14 protein-coding genes are annotated in these 20137 nt (G+C 67.9%); 7 read left to right on the top strand and 7 right to left on the bottom strand.

The features are described from left to right. Window positions 1-236: 236 nt before the first annotated feature. Complete coding sequence (locus tag ACPTTF_RS13220; protein WP_166961127.1) at window positions 237-1109, bottom strand: segregation/condensation protein A; 873 nt, start codon at window positions 1107-1109, stop codon at window positions 237-239. Window positions 1110-1113: 4 nt separating this feature from the next. Then, entirely contained in the window at window positions 1114-1302 is a 189-nt protein-coding gene (locus ACPTTF_RS13215; RefSeq protein WP_166961124.1) for a DUF3460 family protein, read from the bottom strand. Window positions 1303-1567: 265 nt separating this feature from the next. Between ACPTTF_RS13215 and ACPTTF_RS13210 the strand changes: the two genes are divergently transcribed. Both ACPTTF_RS13210 and ACPTTF_RS13205 read left to right on the top strand, forming a co-directional pair. Beyond that, the gene (locus ACPTTF_RS13210; protein ID WP_423371410.1) at window positions 1568-3382 is read left to right on the top strand and encodes an autotransporter assembly complex protein TamA; all 1815 of its coding nucleotides are present in this window, start codon (window positions 1568-1570) and stop codon (window positions 3380-3382) included. Window positions 3383-3407: 25 nt separating this feature from the next. Further along, entirely contained in the window at window positions 3408-7445 is a 4038-nt protein-coding gene (locus tag ACPTTF_RS13205) for a translocation/assembly module TamB domain-containing protein (protein ID WP_423371409.1), read from the top strand. 43 nt (window positions 7446-7488) lie between these two features. Here the strand turns inward: ACPTTF_RS13205 and ACPTTF_RS13200 are convergent, their stop codons facing one another. The 4 genes from ACPTTF_RS13200 to ACPTTF_RS13185 form a co-directional block, all read right to left on the bottom strand. Next, window positions 7489-8613, bottom strand: a complete 1125-nt coding sequence (locus ACPTTF_RS13200; protein ID WP_423371408.1) for a DNA methyltransferase — start codon at window positions 8611-8613, stop codon at window positions 7489-7491. Then, window positions 8597-9751: a hypothetical protein gene (locus tag ACPTTF_RS13195; protein WP_423371407.1), complete on the bottom strand. Its 1155-nt coding sequence runs from the start codon at window positions 9749-9751 to the stop codon at window positions 8597-8599. The genes ACPTTF_RS13200 and ACPTTF_RS13195 overlap by 17 nt, the downstream gene beginning before the upstream one ends. Window positions 9752-10043: 292 nt before the next feature. Continuing rightward, the gene (metG, locus tag ACPTTF_RS13190) at window positions 10044-12200 is read right to left on the bottom strand and encodes a methionine--tRNA ligase (RefSeq protein ID WP_423371406.1); all 2157 of its coding nucleotides are present in this window, start codon (window positions 12198-12200) and stop codon (window positions 10044-10046) included. Window positions 12201-12576: 376 nt separating this feature from the next. After that, a complete protein-coding gene (locus ACPTTF_RS13185) occupies window positions 12577-13221 on the bottom strand; it encodes an OmpA family protein (RefSeq protein ID WP_282505762.1) in 645 nt (214 codons plus the stop codon). Window positions 13222-13569: 348 nt separating this feature from the next. Here ACPTTF_RS13185 and apbC point away from each other — a divergent pair, with 348 nt between their 5' ends. The 5 genes from apbC to ACPTTF_RS13160 all read left to right on the top strand — a co-directional run bounded on the left by apbC (window position 13570) and on the right by ACPTTF_RS13160 (window position 19284). Then, on the top strand, window positions 13570-14661 hold the full coding sequence (gene apbC, locus ACPTTF_RS13180; RefSeq protein ID WP_166961103.1) for an iron-sulfur cluster carrier protein ApbC: 1092 nt from the start codon (window positions 13570-13572) through the stop codon (window positions 14659-14661). A gap of 133 nt (window positions 14662-14794) precedes the next feature. After that, window positions 14795-15331 carry a superoxide dismutase [Cu-Zn] gene (gene sodC / locus ACPTTF_RS13175; RefSeq protein WP_166961101.1) on the top strand — a complete coding sequence of 179 codons (537 nt, stop codon included), beginning with the start codon at window positions 14795-14797 and terminating at the stop codon, window positions 15329-15331. Between the two features lie 195 nt (window positions 15332-15526). After that, window positions 15527-16096: a dCTP deaminase gene (gene dcd / locus ACPTTF_RS13170; protein ID WP_047898759.1), complete on the top strand. Its 570-nt coding sequence runs from the start codon at window positions 15527-15529 to the stop codon at window positions 16094-16096. Between the two features lie 81 nt (window positions 16097-16177). After that, complete coding sequence (locus ACPTTF_RS13165; protein ID WP_166961097.1) at window positions 16178-18457, top strand: arginine/lysine/ornithine decarboxylase; 2280 nt, start codon at window positions 16178-16180, stop codon at window positions 18455-18457. Next, entirely contained in the window at window positions 18457-19284 is an 828-nt protein-coding gene (locus ACPTTF_RS13160) for a lysozyme inhibitor LprI family protein (RefSeq protein ID WP_423371405.1), read from the top strand. The genes ACPTTF_RS13165 and ACPTTF_RS13160 overlap by 1 nt, the downstream gene beginning before the upstream one ends. Window positions 19285-19366: 82 nt before the next feature. On the opposite strand, the gene ACPTTF_RS13155 is transcribed toward ACPTTF_RS13160, so the two are convergent. Continuing rightward, complete coding sequence (locus ACPTTF_RS13155) at window positions 19367-20056, bottom strand: HAD family hydrolase (protein WP_423371404.1); 690 nt, start codon at window positions 20054-20056, stop codon at window positions 19367-19369. Window positions 20057-20137: the final 81 nt, after the last annotated feature.

Below are 20137 nucleotides of genomic sequence, written 5' to 3'. Positions count from 1 at the left end.
CGCGTTGGCGCCGCAGCGGCGGCGTCGGGGTCGAAGCGGAGAACGCCGGCGCGCGGGCGGCGCATCGGGCGTCGGCGGATTGTAGAGGATTTGGCCGCCAAACGCATCGAAAAAAGAACGATCGTTCACTTTTAAATCGGGCGTGCCGGCACCGGCCCACGCGGCCGCGTCGGGCTGCGGTGAGGCGGCAAGTGTGCCGGGATGAATCGGGAGAACGGGAAGGGCGGGCGCGGGCGTTACGCGGGCAGGTACGCGAGGCGCACGTAGATCGGCGCGAACGGTTCGGCCTGCGTGATCTCGAGGAGCGATTCGCGCGCGAGTTCGAGCATCGCGATGAAATTCACGACGACGACCGGCACGCCGCGCGACGTGTCGAACAGCTCGGCGAACTCCATGAAGCGCGCGTTCTGCAGCCGGCGCAGGATCAGGCTCATGTGTTCGCGCACCGACAGTTCCTCGCGGGAGATCTTGTGGTGCTGGACGAGCTTCGCGCGCTTGAGCACGTCGGCCCATGCGGCGCGCAGGTCGTCCGAATTCACGTCGGGGAAGCGCGGCGTGACGCTCTGCTCGATGTAGACGTCGGCGCGCAGGAAGTCGCGGCCGAGCTGCGGCAACCGGTCGATACGTTGTGCAGCGAGCTTCATCTGCTCATATTCGAGCAGGCGGCGCACGAGTTCGGCGCGCGGATCCTCGGCTTCCTCGCCGGTGTCGGCCTTCTTGACCGGCAGCAGCATCCGCGACTTGATCTCGATCAGCATCGCGGCCATCAGCAGGTACTCGGCTGCGAGCTCGAGGTTCGACGTGCGGATCTGGTCGACGTAGCCCAGATATTGCGCGGTGACCTGCGCCATCGGGATGTCGAGCACGTTGAAGTTCTGCTTGCGGATCAGGTAGAGCAGCAGGTCGAGCGGGCCTTCGAAGGTCTCGAGGAAGATCTCGAGCGCATCGGGCGGGATGTAGAGATCCTGCGGCAGCTTGAAGAGCGGCTCGCCGTACAGGCGAGCGAACGCCGCGACACCGTCGACCGTGTCGGGCGTCGAATCGGCGCCCGCGGGCGCGGCGATCGCGTCGTCCTGCCGGGCGGCGCTGGCCTCGTCGGCGGCGCTCACGTCGTCAGAAGTTCTGGTAGTAGACGTACGACGTTTGCTTCACGCGCGATTCCTGCTGCTCGTCGCGCTCGTCGAGGTCGATCGGCTGCTTGTCCCACAGCAGGGAACGGCCCTTGCGCTGCTCTTCCTCGAGCGTCGGCTTCTGCTGCTTGAGCTGGTTCAGGAACTGCGTGACATCGGACTGGTACGGCATGGCTGGTTTTCCGTTTCGGGCGGCGCACGATGCGCCGGATTCACGATGGCGGGATTTTACCGCATCGCGGGAACAGCCGGCGGCAATCGCGCGTCGAATCCGCGGGCCGGCGCGCAGCCGGTGCCCGCAAGCGCGCCGTCAGGCATGACGCCGCGGCCACGCTCGCGCGCGCAGCGGTTTACAAACATTAAGCTTTGACGCTGGCACGCTGTGGTCAAATACAGGGTTTTCCACAAAACCGTGACAACCGAGGGCGAGGTCATATTTGGCGGGGCAGTCGAACCATCAAGCACATCCGGCACATGACGCGGGCCCGCGCGTGGAACGCAATCGCGCCGGCGTCGCGGCCCGCGCCGCGCGAGCGACCCTCGCGGGTTGCCTGGCCGCGTGCTTCGCGCTGCCGGCCCACGCGAAGTACGACGTCGACATCGACGCGCCGCGCTCGGTTCGCAAGCTGCTCAAGACGCATCTCGACATCGCGCGCTTCGCGAAGCGCGACGACATCAGCGACGACCAGTTCGACTTCCTCGTGACGGCCACGCCGCAGCAGGTGCGCGACCTGACCGCGACAGCCGGCTATTTCTCGCCGGTCGTGCGCACCGACGTGCGCACGCGCGACGGCAAGCGCGACGTGCGCATCGCGGTCGATCCGGGCAAGCAGACCGTCGTGTCGAGCGTCGACCTGACGTTCAAGGGGCCCATCGGCACCGAGGATCCGAAGCAGGAAGCCGCGACCCGTTTCGCGTTTTCGCTGAAGCCGGGCGATCCGTTCACGCAATCCGACTGGGATGGCGCGAAGGGAGCGGCGCTCAGGCAACTGCAGTCGCGCCGCTATCTCGGCGCGAAGATCGCGTCGTCGGAGGCGCGCATCGACCCGCGCACGCAGCGCGCGACGCTCGCGGTCACGTTCGACAGCGGCCCGACCTTCACGATCGGCAAGGTCGACGTCGACGGTGTGCGCCGCTATCCGGAAAAGATCGTCACGAACGTCAATCCGTTGTCGGAAGGCGAGATCTACGACGTGCAGCGGATCACCGAATTGCAGCGGCAGTTGCAGAACACGCCGTACTACGCGAGCGTCGCGATCGACGTCGGCGACGATACGGCGAAGCCCGAGCGCACGCCCGTGCACGTGAAGGTCAGCGAGTTCCCGTACAACAACATCCGCGGCGGTGTCGGCTTTGCCACCGATACCGGGCCGCATGTGCAGGGCTCCTACACGTATCTCGACACGTTCGGCGCCGCGTGGCCGCTGACCGTGTCGGGCCGGCTCGACCAGATCCAGCAATACGGGCAGGTCCAGCTGTCGATGCCGCCGGGCGAGAAGGGGTGGACCAACAGCGTGCTCGCGTCGTACACGAACACCAACGTGTCGGATACGCGCATCTACAGCGCGCGGGTCGGCGTGCAGCGCACGCGCACGGGCCAGTTCATCGACTACACGTATTCGCTGATGTTTTACCAGGACCGGCTCGACCAGAACGGCGCAGGGCCGACCACGAGCCGCGCGCTGGTGCCGCAATGGGCGTGGACGCGCCGCAATGTCGACGATCCGCTGTTCCCGCGTTCGGGCAACCTGATCCACGCGGAGGCCGGCTTCGCGGTCAAGGGCGTGTTGACCGACCAGACCTTCGTCCGCGGCTACGCGCGTGGCCAGCAGTACCTGCCGGTCGGCAAGCGCGACCTGTTCGTGTTCCGCGCGGAGCTCGGCGGCGTGTTCACGGGCGGCGGCTCGACCGGCGTGCCGGCGTCGCTGCTGTTCCGCGCGGGCGGCTCGAACTCGGTGCGCGGCTACGGCTACCAGAGCATCGGCAACAGCGTCGACGGCTCCGTCCTGCCGACCAAGTACCTGATGACGGGCACCGCCGAATACCAGCACTGGTTCAACCGCGACTGGGGCGCCGCGACGTTCTTCGACATCGGCACGGCCACCGATGCGTGGGGCGAGCGCGTGTTCTACCCGGGTGTCGGCATCGGCGCGCGCTGGCGCAGCCCCGTCGGCCCGATCAACGTCGACGTCGCGTACGGGTTGCGCAACCATAGCGTGCGCCCGTACCTGACGCTCGGTATCGCTTTCTGAACGTACTGCTTCATCGACCAACCGCATGACGAAGGACCCGAACGACACGCCGCCGCCTCACGATCCGGATACGCCCGACGGCGCGCCCGACGCGCCGCCGCGCGCGCCGCGTCGCGGGCTCGTCGCGCGCATCGGGCGTGTCGTCGCGTGGACGCTCGCGACGGTCGTGCTGCTCGTCGTGCTGGCGGTCGGGCTCGTGCTGGCCGCAGTGACGACCGAGCACGGCACGCGGCTCGCGTGGCAGGTGGCGGAGCGGGTGCTCGGCACGCGGCTCGCGGGCACGCTCGAAGGTGGCTCGCTCGCGACCGGCGTGCGGTTGCGCGGGTTCGCCTGGACGAGCCCCGACGGTACCGGCACCGAAATCCGCATCGACCGGCTCGACGGCCGCTGGGCACTGACCCGCGCGCCGTGGCGGCTGTCCATCGCCTATCTTCGCGCCGGCACCATCGACGTGCGGATCGCGCCGGGGCCGTCGACGCCGAGTACGACGCCGCAGGACCTGAGCCTGCCGCTGCAGTTGCGGATCGACGACCTGCGCGTCGATCGCCTGGCGATCCACGACGGCGGCTCGACGACGCAGCTCGACCATCTCGCGCTGAACGGCCGCAGCGACGGCCGCCACCATGAACTCGTGCTCGACGGCGTCGATACGCCGTTCGGCGCGCTGACCGCGCGTGCGAAGCTCGACGGCGTGAAGCCGTTCGCGCTGACGGGGGAAGCCACATATGCGGGCAAGCTGTCCGACGAGCCGGTCGATGCGCGCGCTCGCGTGTCGGGCTCGCTCGAGGCGCTCGTCGCCGAAGTCGACGCGAGCGGGATGAAGCTGAACGGGCGAGCGCACGTCGAGGCCGCGCCGTTCGGCGCGGTGCCGCTCACGCGCGCGTCGCTCGCGTTCGATCACGTGAATCCGCAGGCGCTCGCGCCCGGCGCACCGGCCGCCGATCTCGCGGTGCGCGCCGAACTCGCGCCCGTGACCGCGCCGGCGGGCGCCGCGCCCGCGACCGGTTTCGCGGTGACGGGGCCGGTGTCGATCGTCAACGCGAAGCCGGGCACGCTCGGCGACCACCTGTTGCCGGTGATCGACGCGCACGCGAACGTGCATCTCGACGCGCACGCGCAGCGGATCGATGCACTCGCGCTGAAGCTGATCCGCGACGGCAGCGTGACGGGCAACGGCACGCTGGCGGGCGGCAAGGGCCGCTTCGACCTGAAGGTCGCGAACCTCGACCTGAACGCCTTCGTCGCCGAGCTGCGGCCGATGCGCCTCGCCGGCCCGCTCGGCGTGACGCTCGCGGGCGACGTGACGACCGTCGACTTCAACCTGAACGATCCCAAGCTCGCGCTCGGCGCACGCGCGAAGGTTGCGCTGACGCCGCAGCAGACCGTGCTGACCGACGCGCGCGTGACGGCGGACAAGGGCCGAATCGACCTGACGGGGGTGTTCCGCCACGATGCGCATTCGAGCTACGACGCGAAGGCGACGCTGACCGCATTCGATCCACTGCTGCTCGCCGCGATGAGCGCACCGAAGGCCGGCGGCAAGGCGGCCAAGGCGCCGGCCAAGCGCGGCGAGACGCGCGTGTCGGGCACGCTGACGGCGTCGGGCGCGTTCGCGCCACAGGTGTCGACGAAGGCGACCTTCAAGCTCGGCGACAGCCTGTACGACGGCGTGCCGCTGACCGGCGCCGGCGTCGTGCAGCTTGCCGGCTCGCGGATCCTGCCGAGCAACGCGACCCTGTCGATCGCGGGCAATCATGTCGACTTGCGCGGCAGCTTCGGTGCGCCCGGCGACCGGCTGCGCTTCGTCGTCGACGCGCCGCAGCTCGACCGGCTCGGCTTCGGCGTGGAAGGGCTCGTGCAGGCGCAGGGCGACCTGACCGGCAGCTTCGCGCACCCGAACGTGACGGCCACCTACAAGGCCGAGCACGTCGTCGTCGGCTCGAACCGGATCGGTGCCGCGCAGGGGCGCGCGGACATCCGCGACGGCGCGCACGGCGCGCTCGTGTTCACGGCCGACGCGACCGACATCGCGCTCGGCTCGCTGAAGCTGAAATCGCTGCGCGCGAACCTCGACGGCACGCGCGCGAAGCACACGCTCGACGCGTCGGCGCTCGGGACGGCCGGCGGCCGCGTGATCGACGTGACGCTCGCGGCGAACGGCGGCGTGGTCGAGAACCGCGACGGGATGCGCTGGGACGGCACCGTCACGCGTCTCGCGAACCGCGGCACGCCGGCCGTCGCGCTGCAGGCGCCGCTCACCGTGTCGGCCGGCGCCGGCCGCGTGACGCTCGGCGCGACGCGGCTCACGCTCGAAGGCGCGGCGATCGACCTGAAATCGTTCGTGTTCGATCACGGCCAGATGCGCTCGGCGGGTTCCGTGAGCGGCGCGTCGATTGCACGCTTCCTCGAAGTCCGCCAGGAGCTGACGGGCCAGCGGCCGCCGCTGCGGACCGACGTCGTGCTCGACGCCGACTGGGATTTCTCGCTCGGCGCGAACGCGACGGGCTACGTGCAGGTGAAGCGCCGCGGTGGCGACGTGACGATCGAGAGCGGGCGCGGCATCGCGTCGCTCGGGCTGACCGACTTGTCCGCGCGCGCGAGCTTTGCGCCCGGCAACCGGCTCAACGTGACGGCGCTCGCGAAGGCGAACCGGGTTGGCACGCTCGACGCGAATGTCACGGTGCCGTTCGCGCTGCGCGACGGCATGTTCGGCGTCGTCGACGACGGCGCGCTGTCGGGCCGCATCGACGCCGACATCCCGGCACTCAAGACGACCGGCAACCTGTTCGGCCCGAGCTACCTGCTCGGCGGGCGCGCGGCACTGAAGCTGTCGGTCGCCGGCACGCCGACGAAGCCGAACCTGTCGGGGATGCTGACGGGCGACGACCTGTCCGCGACGCTCATCGACCAGGGTGTGCAGCTGAAGGACGGCATCGTGCGCGTGAAGCTTGCGGAAAACCTCGTCGAATTCCAGCAGGTCGAGTTCCACGGCGGCGACGGGACGCTGCGGATGCTCGGCCGCGTGCGCCTCGACGGCGAGGCGCCCGACCTGACCGCGAGCATCGTCGCGGACAAGCTCGAGCTGTTTGCGGCGCCGGATCGCAAGCTGTCGTTGTCGGGCAAGGCGACGGTCGCGAACGACGGGCCGCGCGGCGCGCTGTCGATCGACGGCAAGTTCGTCGTTGACCGCGCGCTGTTCGACCTGCCCGAGGAGTCGGCGCCGCACCTGTCCGACGATGTCGTGGTCATGCAGCCGGACGGCACGGTGCGCGGCGAGACGCCGACGGGCACCGCGGTCGCGAAGCCGCAGCCGGCCGCGGACAAGCCGGCGCCGTCACTCGCGCCGCGCGCGAACATCGACATCGGTCTCGGCAACGACTTCCGCTTCAAGGGCCACGGCGCGGATCTCGGGCTGCGCGGCACGATCACCGTGATGAGTGCACCGGGCGTGCCGCTGCGCGCGGTCGGCAACGTGCGCGTGACCGAAGGATCGACGTACACGTCGTTCGGCCGCAAGCTCGCGATCGAGAACGGCTTCTTCACGTTCAACGGCCCCGTGTCGAACCCGGGCGTCAACATCCTTGCGATGCGACGCAACCAGGAGGTCGAGGCCGGCGTGCAGGTGACGGGCACGATCCAGTCGCTGACGGTCAAGCTCGTGTCGGAGCCGAACGTCACGGACAACGAAAAGCTGTCGTGGCTGCTGTTCGGGCACGGCACCGACCAGGGCAACAACGTCGGCCAGCAGGGGGCGATGACGGCGGCGCTCGGGCTGCTCGGCAGCGTGACCGGCAAGCGCGTCGCGCAGACCTTCGGTCTCGACGAGGTCTCGGTCGGCCGCAGCGAAGTCGGCCTGACCGATCCGCAGGTCGTGCTGGTGTCGAAGGCGATCAACGAGCGGTTCGTGCTGGGCTTCGAGCAGGGGCTGCAATCGGCGAGCAACGCGTTCAAGGCGACGATCAACCTGTCGCGCTTCTGGTCGGTGTCCGCCTACGGCGGCACGTTCCAGGGCGTCGACCTGAACTACACGCGGCGTTTCGACCGGTGGTTCGGGCAGCGGTGACGGGGGCGCGTCGCCAGTCGCGTGTCACTCGCGGCAGATGTTGTCATACCGGGTTCGCTGCCGCGTACATAGCGAATCCCTCGTGTGTATCGGCGACCGTGACGTCGACTTGCAGCAGCCGGCCGTACGCATCGATCCGCCGTGCGCGAAAGTAGTGGCGGTATCGCAACGCGGCGGCCGCGACCGGCGGCGTGATCCGGGAATTCCACGATTCGATCGAGAAGCCGCCGGCATCCATCCATTGCAGTAGTCGCGACACGTCCGCATCGTCGGGCGGCACGACGAGGTCGACGTCGTTCAGCGGCGCGGCGACATCGATGTTGCGCGTGCCGGTTGCGAGCCGGCGTGCGAAACCGCCGAACACGGCGAACGTGAAGCCGTCGCGTGTCAGTGCGGCAACGAGTGCGTGTGCCGCGTCGGCATCGCTGGCAAGCGGCGCCTTGCGACACACGAGCGCGTATTCATGCGTGCGATCGGACGGCCCGTTGCCGTGCGGCGCGGGGCCGTCCGGGCGTTCGTAGATCAGCACGCGCTCCTCGTGCAACACGAAGCGTTCGCCGAGCAGCCGCGCGACATCCCATGCGAGCGGCACGAACCGGCCGCCGAGCCGCAGGTTTTGCGCCATCGCGATACACCAGCCGCCCGGTTCGAGCAGCGCATGCACGCCCGCGAACACGTCGCGCATCCGCTCCAGATAAGGCGCGTAGTTCGCGGCGCCGTACAGCTGCCCGTCGGCAGGCTTGCCGGGCAACGCGTCGCAGCCGAAGTACGGCACGTTCGTCAGGCACAGCGTGAACGGGCCGCCTGCTCCGCGTGCGGCGGCCTGCGTCGCGGCGCGCGACAGGTCGCCGGCGAGCACCGGATGGCGGGCGGCTGTCGCGCCGACCCGCGCGAGCCGCTCGCGTGCGAACGCCGCGCGCTCCGGGTCAATCTCGACGCCGAGCGCGAGCGCATCGCAGTGCGCGGCTGCGACGAGCGTCGTGCCGAAGCCGCAGAACGGGTCGACGATCCACCCGCCGGGCGTCGCGTGGCTGCCGATGAACGGCGTCATCTGCTCGACCCAGCCGCAATCGCGCGCGGCGAACGAATCCCGTGCGCGCAGGTCGGCAGGCAGGGCCGTGTCGGCGGCCTCGCGGGTCAGGCGCAACCAGCTAGTCACGGCAGTCATCGTCGCTCCACAGGATGTCGCGCATCGGTTGCCAGCCGGCACACAGATTGCCGTTCGGATGGAAGACGAGTTTGTACACGGCGTCGCGCAGCTCGTGTTCACGCATTGCACCGTAGTCGGACGTCTCGAACACGACTTCGACACCGTCGCGATGCGCCCACCGCGCATTCCAGAAGTAGTAGCCGCCCGTCAGCGCAACCGGTTCGTACTGCGCGGAAAACACCGGATCCGCGATGCATGCAAGCAGCAGTGCATCGATCGCGATGCGCGCGCGGTCGATGTAGCGCCGCGTCGCGTTGTGCCGGTACGTATCGGGCAGTACCGAGAATTCGCGGAAGATCACCGCGCTGGCGCCGAGCGTGCGCGCACGTTCGAGGTAGCGCAGCACGTCTGTCGGCGTTTCGATGCCGCCGCGCTGCACGATACAGACGAGCTTGACCGGGAAGCGGGCACGCGCGGCCGTGAACGCGGCCTCGAATGCGGCGTCTCGCATCACGCGCTGACCGGCGCGAAAACGCATGATCGACTGGTTCACGTCGTCGCGATCGTGATGGCGCGACCATTCGAGCCACGACAACCCGAGATTCGCGAGCGCAGGCAGCAGGTGGCCGCCGTGCTCGACGAGGCCCGCGCCGTTCGTGTACAGCACGCTGCCGCCGACATCGGGGCCGTCGTCCCCGGCAGCACCAAGCGTTGCCGCGAGCGACAACAACCAGGCCGGATCGTCGGTGTTTTCGAGCCCCGACAGCGAGTACGACAGCGGCACGCCTTGCAGTGCGCGCAGCGCGCGGCCGAGCCGGTCGAAGTAGTCGGTTGGCGGGCGCAGGCTCGCCGCCATCGGGCCATGCGCGGTCGCGTCGACAAGTGTTTCCGAGCAGAAACGGCAGCGCGCGGAGCAGGGCTGCGCGGCCGCGTAGGGGGTGAAGGTGAGCGGCTGCGCGAAGCGGATCGTGCGCTTGCCGAGCGTGTGCGTGTGCCAGCGCGTGCGATCGTCGGTGGGCGGCTCGCGCAGCGCGAGCCACACAAAGCGGTCGGACAGCATGCCGAATGCGCGGCTGCGCGATATGAGCGGCGCGGCGCTGCCCGCATCGGCAATTGGCACGAGCGGAATCGTTGCCCGCGAGCGGGTATCACTCATGCGATGGGTAACGCGCGTCCGGCCGGCCGGAAGGGCATCGGGTGTGTTCTCATGTCGTCGTTCGGTGGGCAGACCCGGTGTTGACGGCCTGCGGCCGACAGTGTCCGCCGTGCGCCGCCACGGGCAGGCGCAATGTCACAGGATAGCCGAACCGCCCGGGGGCATCGTGCGGGTTCCCGGTCGAACGAACGAGAATGACACCCCCCGTTTATTCGCGATGCGCGATGAAAAAAGCCCCGCACGAATCGAATCGTGCGGGGCTTTTTTTCACGCAAGCGGCTGCGTGTGCGGCTTACTTCACGCGCATGCCGGGCTTCGCGCCGCTGTGCGGCTCGAGGATGTAGAGGCCCGGTTCCGCCTTCTCGTCGGTGGCCGACGCGGCGAGCACCATCCCTTCGGACAGGCCGAACTTCATCTTGCGCGGCGCGAGGTTCGCGACCATCACCGTCAGCTTGCCGACGAGCTGCTCGGGCTGGTACGCCGACTTGATGCCCGAGAACACGTTGCGGGTCTTTTCCTCGCCGACGTCGAGCGTGAGCTGCAGCAGCTTGTCCGAACCCTCGACGGCCTGGCACGCGACGATCTTCGCGATGCGCAGGTCGATCTTCGCGAAATCGTCGATCGAGATGGGTGCGTCGTCGGCGCCGTTCACGACCGCCTGCTTCGCGTTCGCCTTGGCGTTGTTCTTCGCGTCCTTCGCGGCGTTGGCGCTAGCGGCGGCCGCACCGGTAGCCTCGGCCTGCAGCGAATCGCGGTTCGCGGCGAGCAACGCCTCGATCTGCTTCGGGTCGACGCGCGTCATCAAGTGCTGGTACGCCTTGATCGGCTGTTCCGACGACAGCGGCTTCGCGGCATCGGCCCATGCGAGCGGCGCGATCCCGAAGAACGACTCGACGGCCACGGCCACGCGCGGCATCACCGGCTTCAGCGCGAGCGACAGCAGGCGGAAGGACTCGAGGCTCACGCTGCAGGTTTCGTGCAACGCGACCGCGTTGGCTGGATCCTTCGCGAGATCCCACGGCTTCGCGCCGTCGACGTACGCGTTCACTTCGTCCGCGAGCTCCATCGTCTGGCGCAGCGCGCGGCTGTATTCGCGTGCTTCGTAGTGCGCGGCGATCTGCGGAATCGCATCGCGCAGCTTCGCGACGAGTGGGTGGTTCATCGCGCTGTCCTGCACGCGGCCGTCGAAACGCTTGATCAGGAAGCCGGCCGCGCGGCTCGCGATGTTCACGTACTTGCCGACGAGGTCGCTGTTCACGCGCGCCTGGAAATCGTCGAGGTTCAGGTCGATGTCTTCCATCGTCGCGTTCAGCTTCGCGGCGAAGTAGTAGCGCAGCCATTCGGGGTTCAGGCCCGTGTCGATGTAGCTCTGCGCGGTGATGAACGTGCCGCGCGACTTCGACATCTTCGCGCCGTCGACCGTCAGGAAGCCGTGCGCGAATACGTTGGTCGGCGTGCGGTGGCCCGAGAACTCGAGCATCGCGGGCCAGAACAGCGTGTGGAAGTACAGGATGTCCTTGCCGATGAAGTGGTACTGCTCGGCCTTCGTGCCCGGGCGGATCCATGCATCGAAGTCGATGCCGTTGCGCTCGCACAGGTTCTTGAAGCTCGCGTAGTAGCCGACCGGCGCGTCGAGCCACACGTAGAAATACTTGCCGGGCGCGCCCGGGATCTCGAAGCCGAAGTACGGCGCGTCACGCGAGATGTCCCAGTCGGCGAGCTTGGCTTCGCCGGCGTCGCCGAGCCATTCGCGCATCTTGTTGGTCGCTTCGGGCTGCGCGAGGCCGCTCACCCATTCGCGCAGGAACGACTCGCAGCGCGGATCGGACAGGCGGAAGAAGTAGTGCTTCGACGTCTTGCGCACCGGCGTCGCGCCCGACACGACCGAATACGGGTTCAGCAGTTCGGTCGGCAGGTAGGTCGAGCCGCACACCTCGCAGTTGTCGCCGTATTGATCCTTCGCGTGGCACTTCGGGCACTCGCCCTTGATGAAGCGGTCCGGCAGGAACATTTCCTTGACGGGATCGTATGCCTGCTCGATCTCGCGCTCGGCGATGAAGCCGGCTTCCTGAAGCGCGAGGTAGATCTTCTCGCTCAGCACGCGGTTCTCGTCCGAATCGGTCGAGTAGAAGTTGTCGAACGACACGCCGAAGCTGTCGAAGTCGCGCTTGTGCTCGTTCCACACGCGGTCGATCAGCTGCTTCGGGGTCAGGCCTTCCTTCTCCGCGCGCAGCATGATCGGCGTGCCGTGCGTGTCGTCGGCGCCGATGTAGTAGACCTCATGGCCATGCATTCGCAGCGTCCGCACCCAGATGTCGGTCTGGATGTACTCGACCATGTGGCCGATGTGGATCTGCCCGTTGGCATAGGGCAGTGCGGACGTAACGAGGATCTGGCGGTCACCTTGCGGCGCCGCAGCCTGCACGGAAGTGAGGTCGGATGCGGACATAGGGTCTGTAGAGGAACGGCGGAAAAACGACGGGAAATTGCGATTCTAGCAGGGGCGCGCGGCAGCGACGCGGGCGGGCGCCGTTGACCGGGTGCTGGAACGGGCGGGGCCGCGCAAGCGGCGTACCCGACGGCGGGGTGCTGCGGTGCAGCACGAATTCTGCGGGCAAAAAAAACCGGGGCGGATACGGCCCCGGAGCAACAACGACAAGAGGAGAATGGTGACGCGCCGGCAACACCAGCCGCGTACCGTAAATACTGACCACGGCCCGCGACAGAAGTTCGAAAATATTTTCGATTTGTTACCGGCTCCGCCGGAAGCATTGTCCGGCAGCGCTGCGCGGGCGGCGGGCCCGCGCCTTCCCCTCGTCGTGCGCTTACTGCGCCTGCGCTGCGCGCAGGTAGATCTCGACGCGGCGGTTCTGTGCGCGGCCGGCTTCGGACGCGTTGTCCGCGATCGGGTTCGACGCACCCATGCCTTGCGCCGACAGGCGGCCGCCGTTCACGCCGCGCTGTGCCAGTGCGTTCACGACGCTTTGCGCGCGGTTCTGCGACAGCGTCTGGTTCAGCTGCGCCGAGCCCGTGCTGTCCGTGTAGCCGACGATCGATGCCGTCACTTGCGGGTTCTGGTTCAGCGTCGTCGCCAGGTCGTTCAGCAGCGGCGTGAAGGCCGGCGTGATCGCGTACTGGTTCGTCGCGAACGTCACCGAGCTCGGCACGTTCAGCTTCAGCGAGCCGTCCGGCTGCTCGGTCACTTGCGTACCCGTCTTGGCTGCCGACGGCGCAAGCTTGTTCTTGATCGCCTGCCAGTTGTAACCCGTCACGCCGCCGACCAGTGCGCCGACGCCCGCGCCGATCGCCGCGCCCTTGCCGCCGCCCGCCAGCGCGCCGATGCCCGCGCCCAGCGCCGCACCCGTGCCGGTACCGACGGCCGTGTTGTTGCCTTGCTGCGTGGCGCAGCCTGCCAGCAGCGCGCCGGCCAATGCGAAGACGGACAGGCGGGTCGCGATTTTCATGTTCATCTTGGATTCCTCTCTTGGTTGAACGAGTCGACAACGACGACAACAGTTACGGCTCCCCGCGCGGGCCGCCCGATAAAGGCGGGCAGGCCTGCGCTCGCGGCAGCCGCCGAGGCGGCCGCATGCCCTGTCCGTCAGCGTGGCTGTTGGGACAGTGCGACGCGTCAGCCTCTACAATATAGGCGGTTGGTGGCCGATTTGGCCCCATAGCATGCCGCACGCGAAGAGTGCGCCGGGTTGCGCGTTCGCGCAATGGCGTGCAACAGATTCTTTCACTTTTCCCGATTTTCGCAGCGTAATTTGATATTTTTTGACGTTTGCGCGCGAGAAAAACGTTTTCACGGAGTTTCAATGAGCATTGACCGGGCACAAGTCGACGCCGCTTTGGCGGCCGTCGTCGACCCCAATACCGGCCGTCCGTATGCGGCGAGCAAGGGCGTGCGCAACGTCGCGATCGACGGCGACGTCGTGGCGCTCGACGTGGTGCTCGGTTATCCCGCGCGCAGCCAGCACGACGATGTGCGCGCACGCGTCACCGCGGCGCTCCAGGCCGTGCCGGGCGTGCGCGATGCGCGCGTCGCCGTGTCGCAGGAAATCGTCGCGCACACGGTGCAGCGTGGCGTGAAACTGCTGCCGAACGTGAAGAACATCGTGGCGGTCGCGTCGGGCAAGGGCGGCGTCGGCAAGAGCACGACGGCCGTGAACCTCGCGCTCGCGCTCGCCGCCGAAGGCGCGTCGGTCGGCATCCTCGACGCCGACATCTACGGCCCGTCGCTGCCGACGATGCTTGGCATCCACGGCCAGCGCCCCGAATCGCCCGACAACCAGTCGATGAATCCGCTCGTCGGCCACGGGCTGCAGGCGAACTCGATCGGCTTCCTGATCGAGGAAGACAACCCGATGGTGTGGCGCGGCCCGATGGCGACCTCCGCGCTCGAGCAGTTGCTGCGCCAGACCAACTGGCGCGAGCTCGACTACCTGATCGTCGACATGCCGCCCGGCACCGGCGACATCCAGCTCACGCTCGCGCAGCGCGTGCCCGTCACCGGCGCGGTGATCGTCACGACGCCGCAGGACATCGCGCTGCTCGACGCGAAGAAGGGCCTGAAGATGTTCGAGAAGGTCGGGATTCCGATCCTCGGTATCGTCGAGAACATGAGCATCCACATCTGCTCGAACTGCGGCCACGAAGAGCACATCTTCGGCGCCGGCGGCGCCGAGCGGATGGCGAAGGATTACGACGTGAACGTGCTCGGCAGCCTGCCGCTCGACATCGCGATCCGCGAGCGCGCCGACAGCGGCACGCCGACGGTGGCGGCCGATCCGGACGGCGCGCTGGCGCGCCGCTACCGCGACATCGCGCGCGGCGTCGCGCTGGCGATTGCCGAGCGATCGCGCGACATGACGTCGAAGTTCCCGTCGATCGTTGTTCAAAATACGTAAAACCCTTGCGGGGCGGGCCCTTCCGCTGTTTACGGCGCCACGAGGCGCGGTATCATGGCGACTTTTCCCGGGTCCCTTTACCCGCCCGGCGCGGCCGTCGTGTCAAACGGCCGCCAGCCGGCATGAGGATCGAATGAAACAACGACATCACGGCGTGCGCGCCGGCCGCGCGCAGCGCGCGCTGCTGGCCGCCGCCGCGCTGGGCCTGCTGGCCGGCTGTACCTCCTTTTCCTCGTCGCACGAAAAACGGGCCGATGCACAACTGCAGCCGACGGTCGGCTCGCAGGCGCGCGGTGCGGTGACGTTCGTCGAGCGTCCGGACGGTGTGCAGGTCACCTACAACCTGGCCGGCCTCCCGCCGAACAGCGATCATGCGCTGCAGGTGCACGAACGCGGCGACTGCAACGCGGGCGACGGCTCGAGCGCCGGCCAGGTGTTCGCGCCGGCCGCCGACCGTCTGCGCGCGGGCGCCCGCGTCGCCGGCGATCTCGGCAACATCCATGCGGACGCGAACGGCGTCGCGGCCGGCTTCATCGTCGCACCCGATCTGGCCCTCGATGGCGTGCGCTCGGCGATGAACCGCGCGGCGCTGGTGCACCGCGACCCGAGCGATCCCGCATTTCCGCAGCATGGCGCGGGGCCCGCGCTGGCCTGCGGCGTGATCCGTTGACGGCCGCCGCGTGCGCCGGCCGATGATCGCGTAAAATGTCCGCCTTTCCCGGCCGCCGTCTCGTATCGGCGGCTTTCGTTTTCCGTCACGCAGCGTTTCCTGGCGCCCCGATATGAATCGACCCCCACGCTCACTTTGTTCGCTGCCCCCCGAGGGGGCGGTCAGCCTCCTTGGGGCGGCCCGGCGGAGGCCGACATGAGTATCAAGTCCGACAAATGGATTCGGCGCATGGCCGAAGAGCACAAGATGATCGAGCCGTTCATGCCCGATCAGGTTCGCGAGTCCGCGGACGGCCGCCGGATCGTCAGCTACGGCACGTCGAGCTACGGCTACGACATCCGCTGCGCAGACGAATTCAAGATCTTCACGAACATCAACTCGACGATCGTCGATCCGAAGAACTTCGACGAGGGTTCGTTTGTCGATTTCAAGGGCGACGTGTGCATCATCCCGCCGAACTCGTTCGCGCTGGCCCGCACCGTCGAATATTTCCGCATCCCGCGCACCGTGCTGACCGTCTGCCTCGGCAAGTCGACCTATGCGCGCTGCGGGATCATCGTCAACGTGACGCCGTTCGAACCCGAGTGGGAAGGCTACGTCACGCTGGAATTCTCGAACACCACGCCGTTGCCCGCGAAGATCTACGCGAACGAAGGCGTCGCGCAGGTGCTCTTCTTCGAGAGCGACGAAGTGTGCGACGTGTCGTACGCGGATCGCGGCGGCAAGTATCAGGGGCAGCGCGGTGTCACGCTGCCGAAAACCTGATCTGGTTGCATAACGTCTCACCAGTTTCCGGGTGACCGCTGCGCGTGACGCGCCGCGGTCGTTCTTTTTGGAGAATCGCCCATGAAGTTTCGTTTCCCCGTCGTCATCATCGACGAAGATTTCCGCTCCGAGAACATCTCGGGCTCCGGCATCCGGGCGTTGGCCGAAGCGATCGAGAAGGAGGGCGTCGAAGTCCTCGGTCTCACGAGCTACGGTGATCTGACGTCGTTCGCGCAGCAATCGAGCCGTGCGTCGTGCTTCATCCTGTCGATCGACGACGACGAACTCATGCTCGGCGAAACCGGCGCGGACGGCGAGCTGCCCGAGCTCGCGACCGCGATCATCGAGCTGCGCGCGTTCGTCACCGAAGTGCGCCGCCGCAACGCGGACATCCCGATCTTCCTGTACGGCGAGACGCGCACGTCGCGCCACCTGCCGAACGACATCCTGCGCGAGCTGCACGGCTTCATCCACATGTTCGAGGACACGCCGGAGTTCGTCGCGCGCCACATCATCCGCGAGGCGAAGGTCTATCTCGACTCGCTCGCGCCGCCGTTCTTCAAGGAACTGGTGAAGTACGCGGACGAAGGTTCGTACTCGTGGCACTGCCCGGGCCACTCGGGCGGCGTCGCGTTCCTGAAGAACCCGCTCGGCCAGATGTTCCACCAGTTCTTCGGCGAGAACATGCTGCGCGCGGACGTCTGCAACGCGGTGGACGAACTCGGCCAGCTGCTCGACCACACGGGCCCGGTCGCGGCGTCCGAGCGCAATGCGGCGCGCATCTTCAGCGCCGACCACCTGTTCTTCGTGACCAACGGCACGTCGACGTCGAACAAGATCGTCTGGCATGCGACGGTCGCCCCCGGCGACATCGTGCTGGTCGACCGCAACTGCCACAAGTCGATCCTGCACGCGATCACGATGACGGGCGCGATTCCGGTGTTCCTCACGCCGACGCGCAACCACTTCGGCATCATCGGGCCGATCCCGCGCGACGAATTCAAGCCGGAGAACATCCGCAAGAAGATCGAGGCGAACCCGTTCGCGCGCGAAGCGATGCGCCAGAACCCGGACATGAAGCCGCGCATCCTGACGATCACGCAGAGCACGTACGACGGCGTCGTCTACAACGTCGAGATGATCAAGGATCTGCTGGGCGACCTGCTCGACACGCTGCACTTCGACGAAGCGTGGCTGCCGCACGCGACCTTCCACGATTTCTATCGCGACATGCACGCGATCGGCGACGGCCGGCCGCGCACGGGCGCGCTCGTGTTCGCGACGCACTCGACGCACAAGCTGCTCGCGGGCATCTCGCAGGCATCGCAGATCGTCGTGCAGGATTCGGAGAACCGCACGTTCGACAAGCACCGCTTCAACGAGGCGTACCTGATGCACACGTCGACGAGCCCGCAGTACGCGATCATCGCGTCGTGCGACGTCGCGGCCGCGATGATGGAGCCGCCGGGCGGCACCGCGCTCGTCGAGGAATCGATTGCCGAGGCGATCGACTTCCGCCGCGCGATGCGCAAGGTCGACGCCGAATACGGCGACGATTGGTTCTTCAGCGTATGGGGCCCGGATGAGCTGTCGGAAGAAGGCATCGGTTCGCGCGAAGACTGGATGCTGAAGCCGAACGACCACTGGCACGGCTTCGGCCCGCTGGCGGAAGGCTTCAACATGCTCGACCCGATCAAGGCGACGATCATCACGCCGGGGCTCGACGTCGACGGCGAGTTCGGCGAGACGGGCATTCCGGCCGCGATCGTCACGAAGTACCTGGCCGAGCACGGGATCATCGTCGAGAAGACCGGCCTGTACTCGTTCTTCATCATGTTCACGATCGGTATCACGAAGGGCCGCTGGAACTCGATGGTGACCGAGCTGCAGCAGTTCAAGGACGACTACGACAACAACCAGCCGCTATGGCGCGTGCTGCCGGAATTCGTCGCGCAGCATCCGCGCTACGAGCGTGTCGGCCTGCGCGACCTGTGCGCGCAGATCCACGACGTGTACCGCGCGAACGACATCGCCCGCCTGACGACGGAGATGTACCTGTCGGACATGGAACCGGCGATGAAGCCGTCGGACGCGTTCGCGAAGCTCGCGCACCGTAAGATCGACCGCGTGCCGCTCGACGAACTCGAAGGCCGCGTGACGAGCATCCTGCTCACGCCGTACCCGCCGGGCATTCCGCTGCTGATCCCGGGCGAGCGCTTCAACAAGACGATCGTGAACTACCTGCGGTTTGCGCGCGACTTCAACGAACGCTTCCCGGGCTTCCACACCGACATCCACGGCCTCGTCGCGGAAGAGGTGAACGGCCGCGTCGAGTACTTCGTCGACTGCGTGCGCGACTGATGGCGACGCACGGACGAATCCAGGCGATGCGTGCGGCGGTGGCCGCGCTCGTCGTCTGGGCGGCAGGCGCGTCGGGGCTGGCAGGGTCGGGCGTCGCACACGCGGAAGTCGCGGCGGCCGACCCGATCGACGTCGCGATGCGGCAATGCCTCGCGCGACGCGACCGGTCTTCGCCGGCCGGCCAGATCCAGTGCATGGGCGAAGCGCAGCAGCAGTGGCAGGTCGTGATGGACGGCGCGTACCAGCGCCTGTTGAAGGATGCGCCGGCCGACGCGAAGCGCGGCTGGCAGGACAGCCAGCGCCATTGGCTCACGTGGCGCAAGGACGAAGTGCATCTGCTGAAGGCCGTGTACGACACCACGCGCGGCACGTCGTACGCGATGTCGAGTGCCGACCTGCAACTGCAGCCCGTGCGCGATCGCGCGCTGGCGCTGCGCGGCGCGGCCGATCGCTATGCACCGCCGCCCGCCGCCGTGCCGGTAGTGGCCACGAGCGGCGCGCAGGGTGGCGCGAGTGCGGCCCAGGGTGTGGCCAAACCGAACGGCAAGCCGGCGAACGCGCCGCGCGATCCGGCCGTGCGCCGCGTGCGGCCGTGTGAACAGGACGCCGCGTGCGAGCACGCGCTGTTCGACCTGAACCGCTATTACCAGAAGCTGCGCCGCAAGATGCCTGCGCATTCGGCCGCGACGCTCGTACGCGCGCAGCGCGCGTGGGTCGGGTTCCGCGATGCGACGGCGCCGCTCGTCGGCGAGGACGGCCGCGTCGACCTGATCGGCGCACGCATCGCGACGATGAAGCGGCTGTCGGAGACGGCCGGCAACAAGTAATCGCAATCGCGATGCCGGTGGTTCGGCGATAAGGCAAAACGGGCACCCGAAGGTGCCCGTTTTGCATTGAATGGCACGCGATCTAGGCGGGCCGTTGCGTATCGTTATCGTGCCCGCCGAACCACGAGGGCACGAGCGCGAGCGCATCGTCGAGCGATGCGAGCACGTGCAGGCTCAGCGCGACGATTTCGGGCGTCGGTGCTTTCAGATCGGGCACGGTGACGACCGAGGCGCCCGCGCCGGCGGCCGACTGCGCACCGAAGTCGCTGTCCTCGAACGCGACGCATGCGTGTGCCGGCACGCCGAGGCGTTCGGCCGCGAGCCGGTAGACGGCCGGGTCGGGCTTGCCGCGCGCGACTTCGTCGCCGCCCGCGATCGCGCGGAAGAACGGCAGCACGCCGACCGCGTCGAGCCGCGCGCGGATCACGTCGCGCGCGGACGACGACGCGACCGCGCACGGAATGCCGGCTTGCGCGAGCGCGTCGAGCAGAGCGAACGCGCCGGGCTTCAGCGGAAACTTCGGATGCGGTTCGGGTGCCGCGAGTTGCTCGCGCACGCGGGTGCGCACCGCGTCGAACGTATCGGGGTTGCCGATCAGCCGCGCCAGGATCACCTGGCCCTCGGCGAACGAGCGGCCGACGATCTGCAGGTAGTCGGTGGTGGTCAGCGTGACGCCGTGTGCATTCGACACGTCGATCCACGTGTTCATGATGGTCCGCTCGGAATCGACGAGCAGGCCGTCCATGTCGAAGAGCGCGGCGGAAAAGGTCATCGGCGGCATTCGGGAGGCGGGGCAGGCAATGGGCGGCGCGACGGCCGCCCGAATGAAAAACGGACGCCGATGGCGTCCGTC

It is taken from the genome of Burkholderia crassaminum (assembly GCF_964265005.1).
Classification (GTDB): Bacteria; Pseudomonadota; Gammaproteobacteria; order Burkholderiales; family Burkholderiaceae; genus Burkholderia.
The sequence above is the reverse complement of the archived record's forward strand: the minus strand, read 5'-3'. Positions and strand labels throughout refer to the sequence as shown.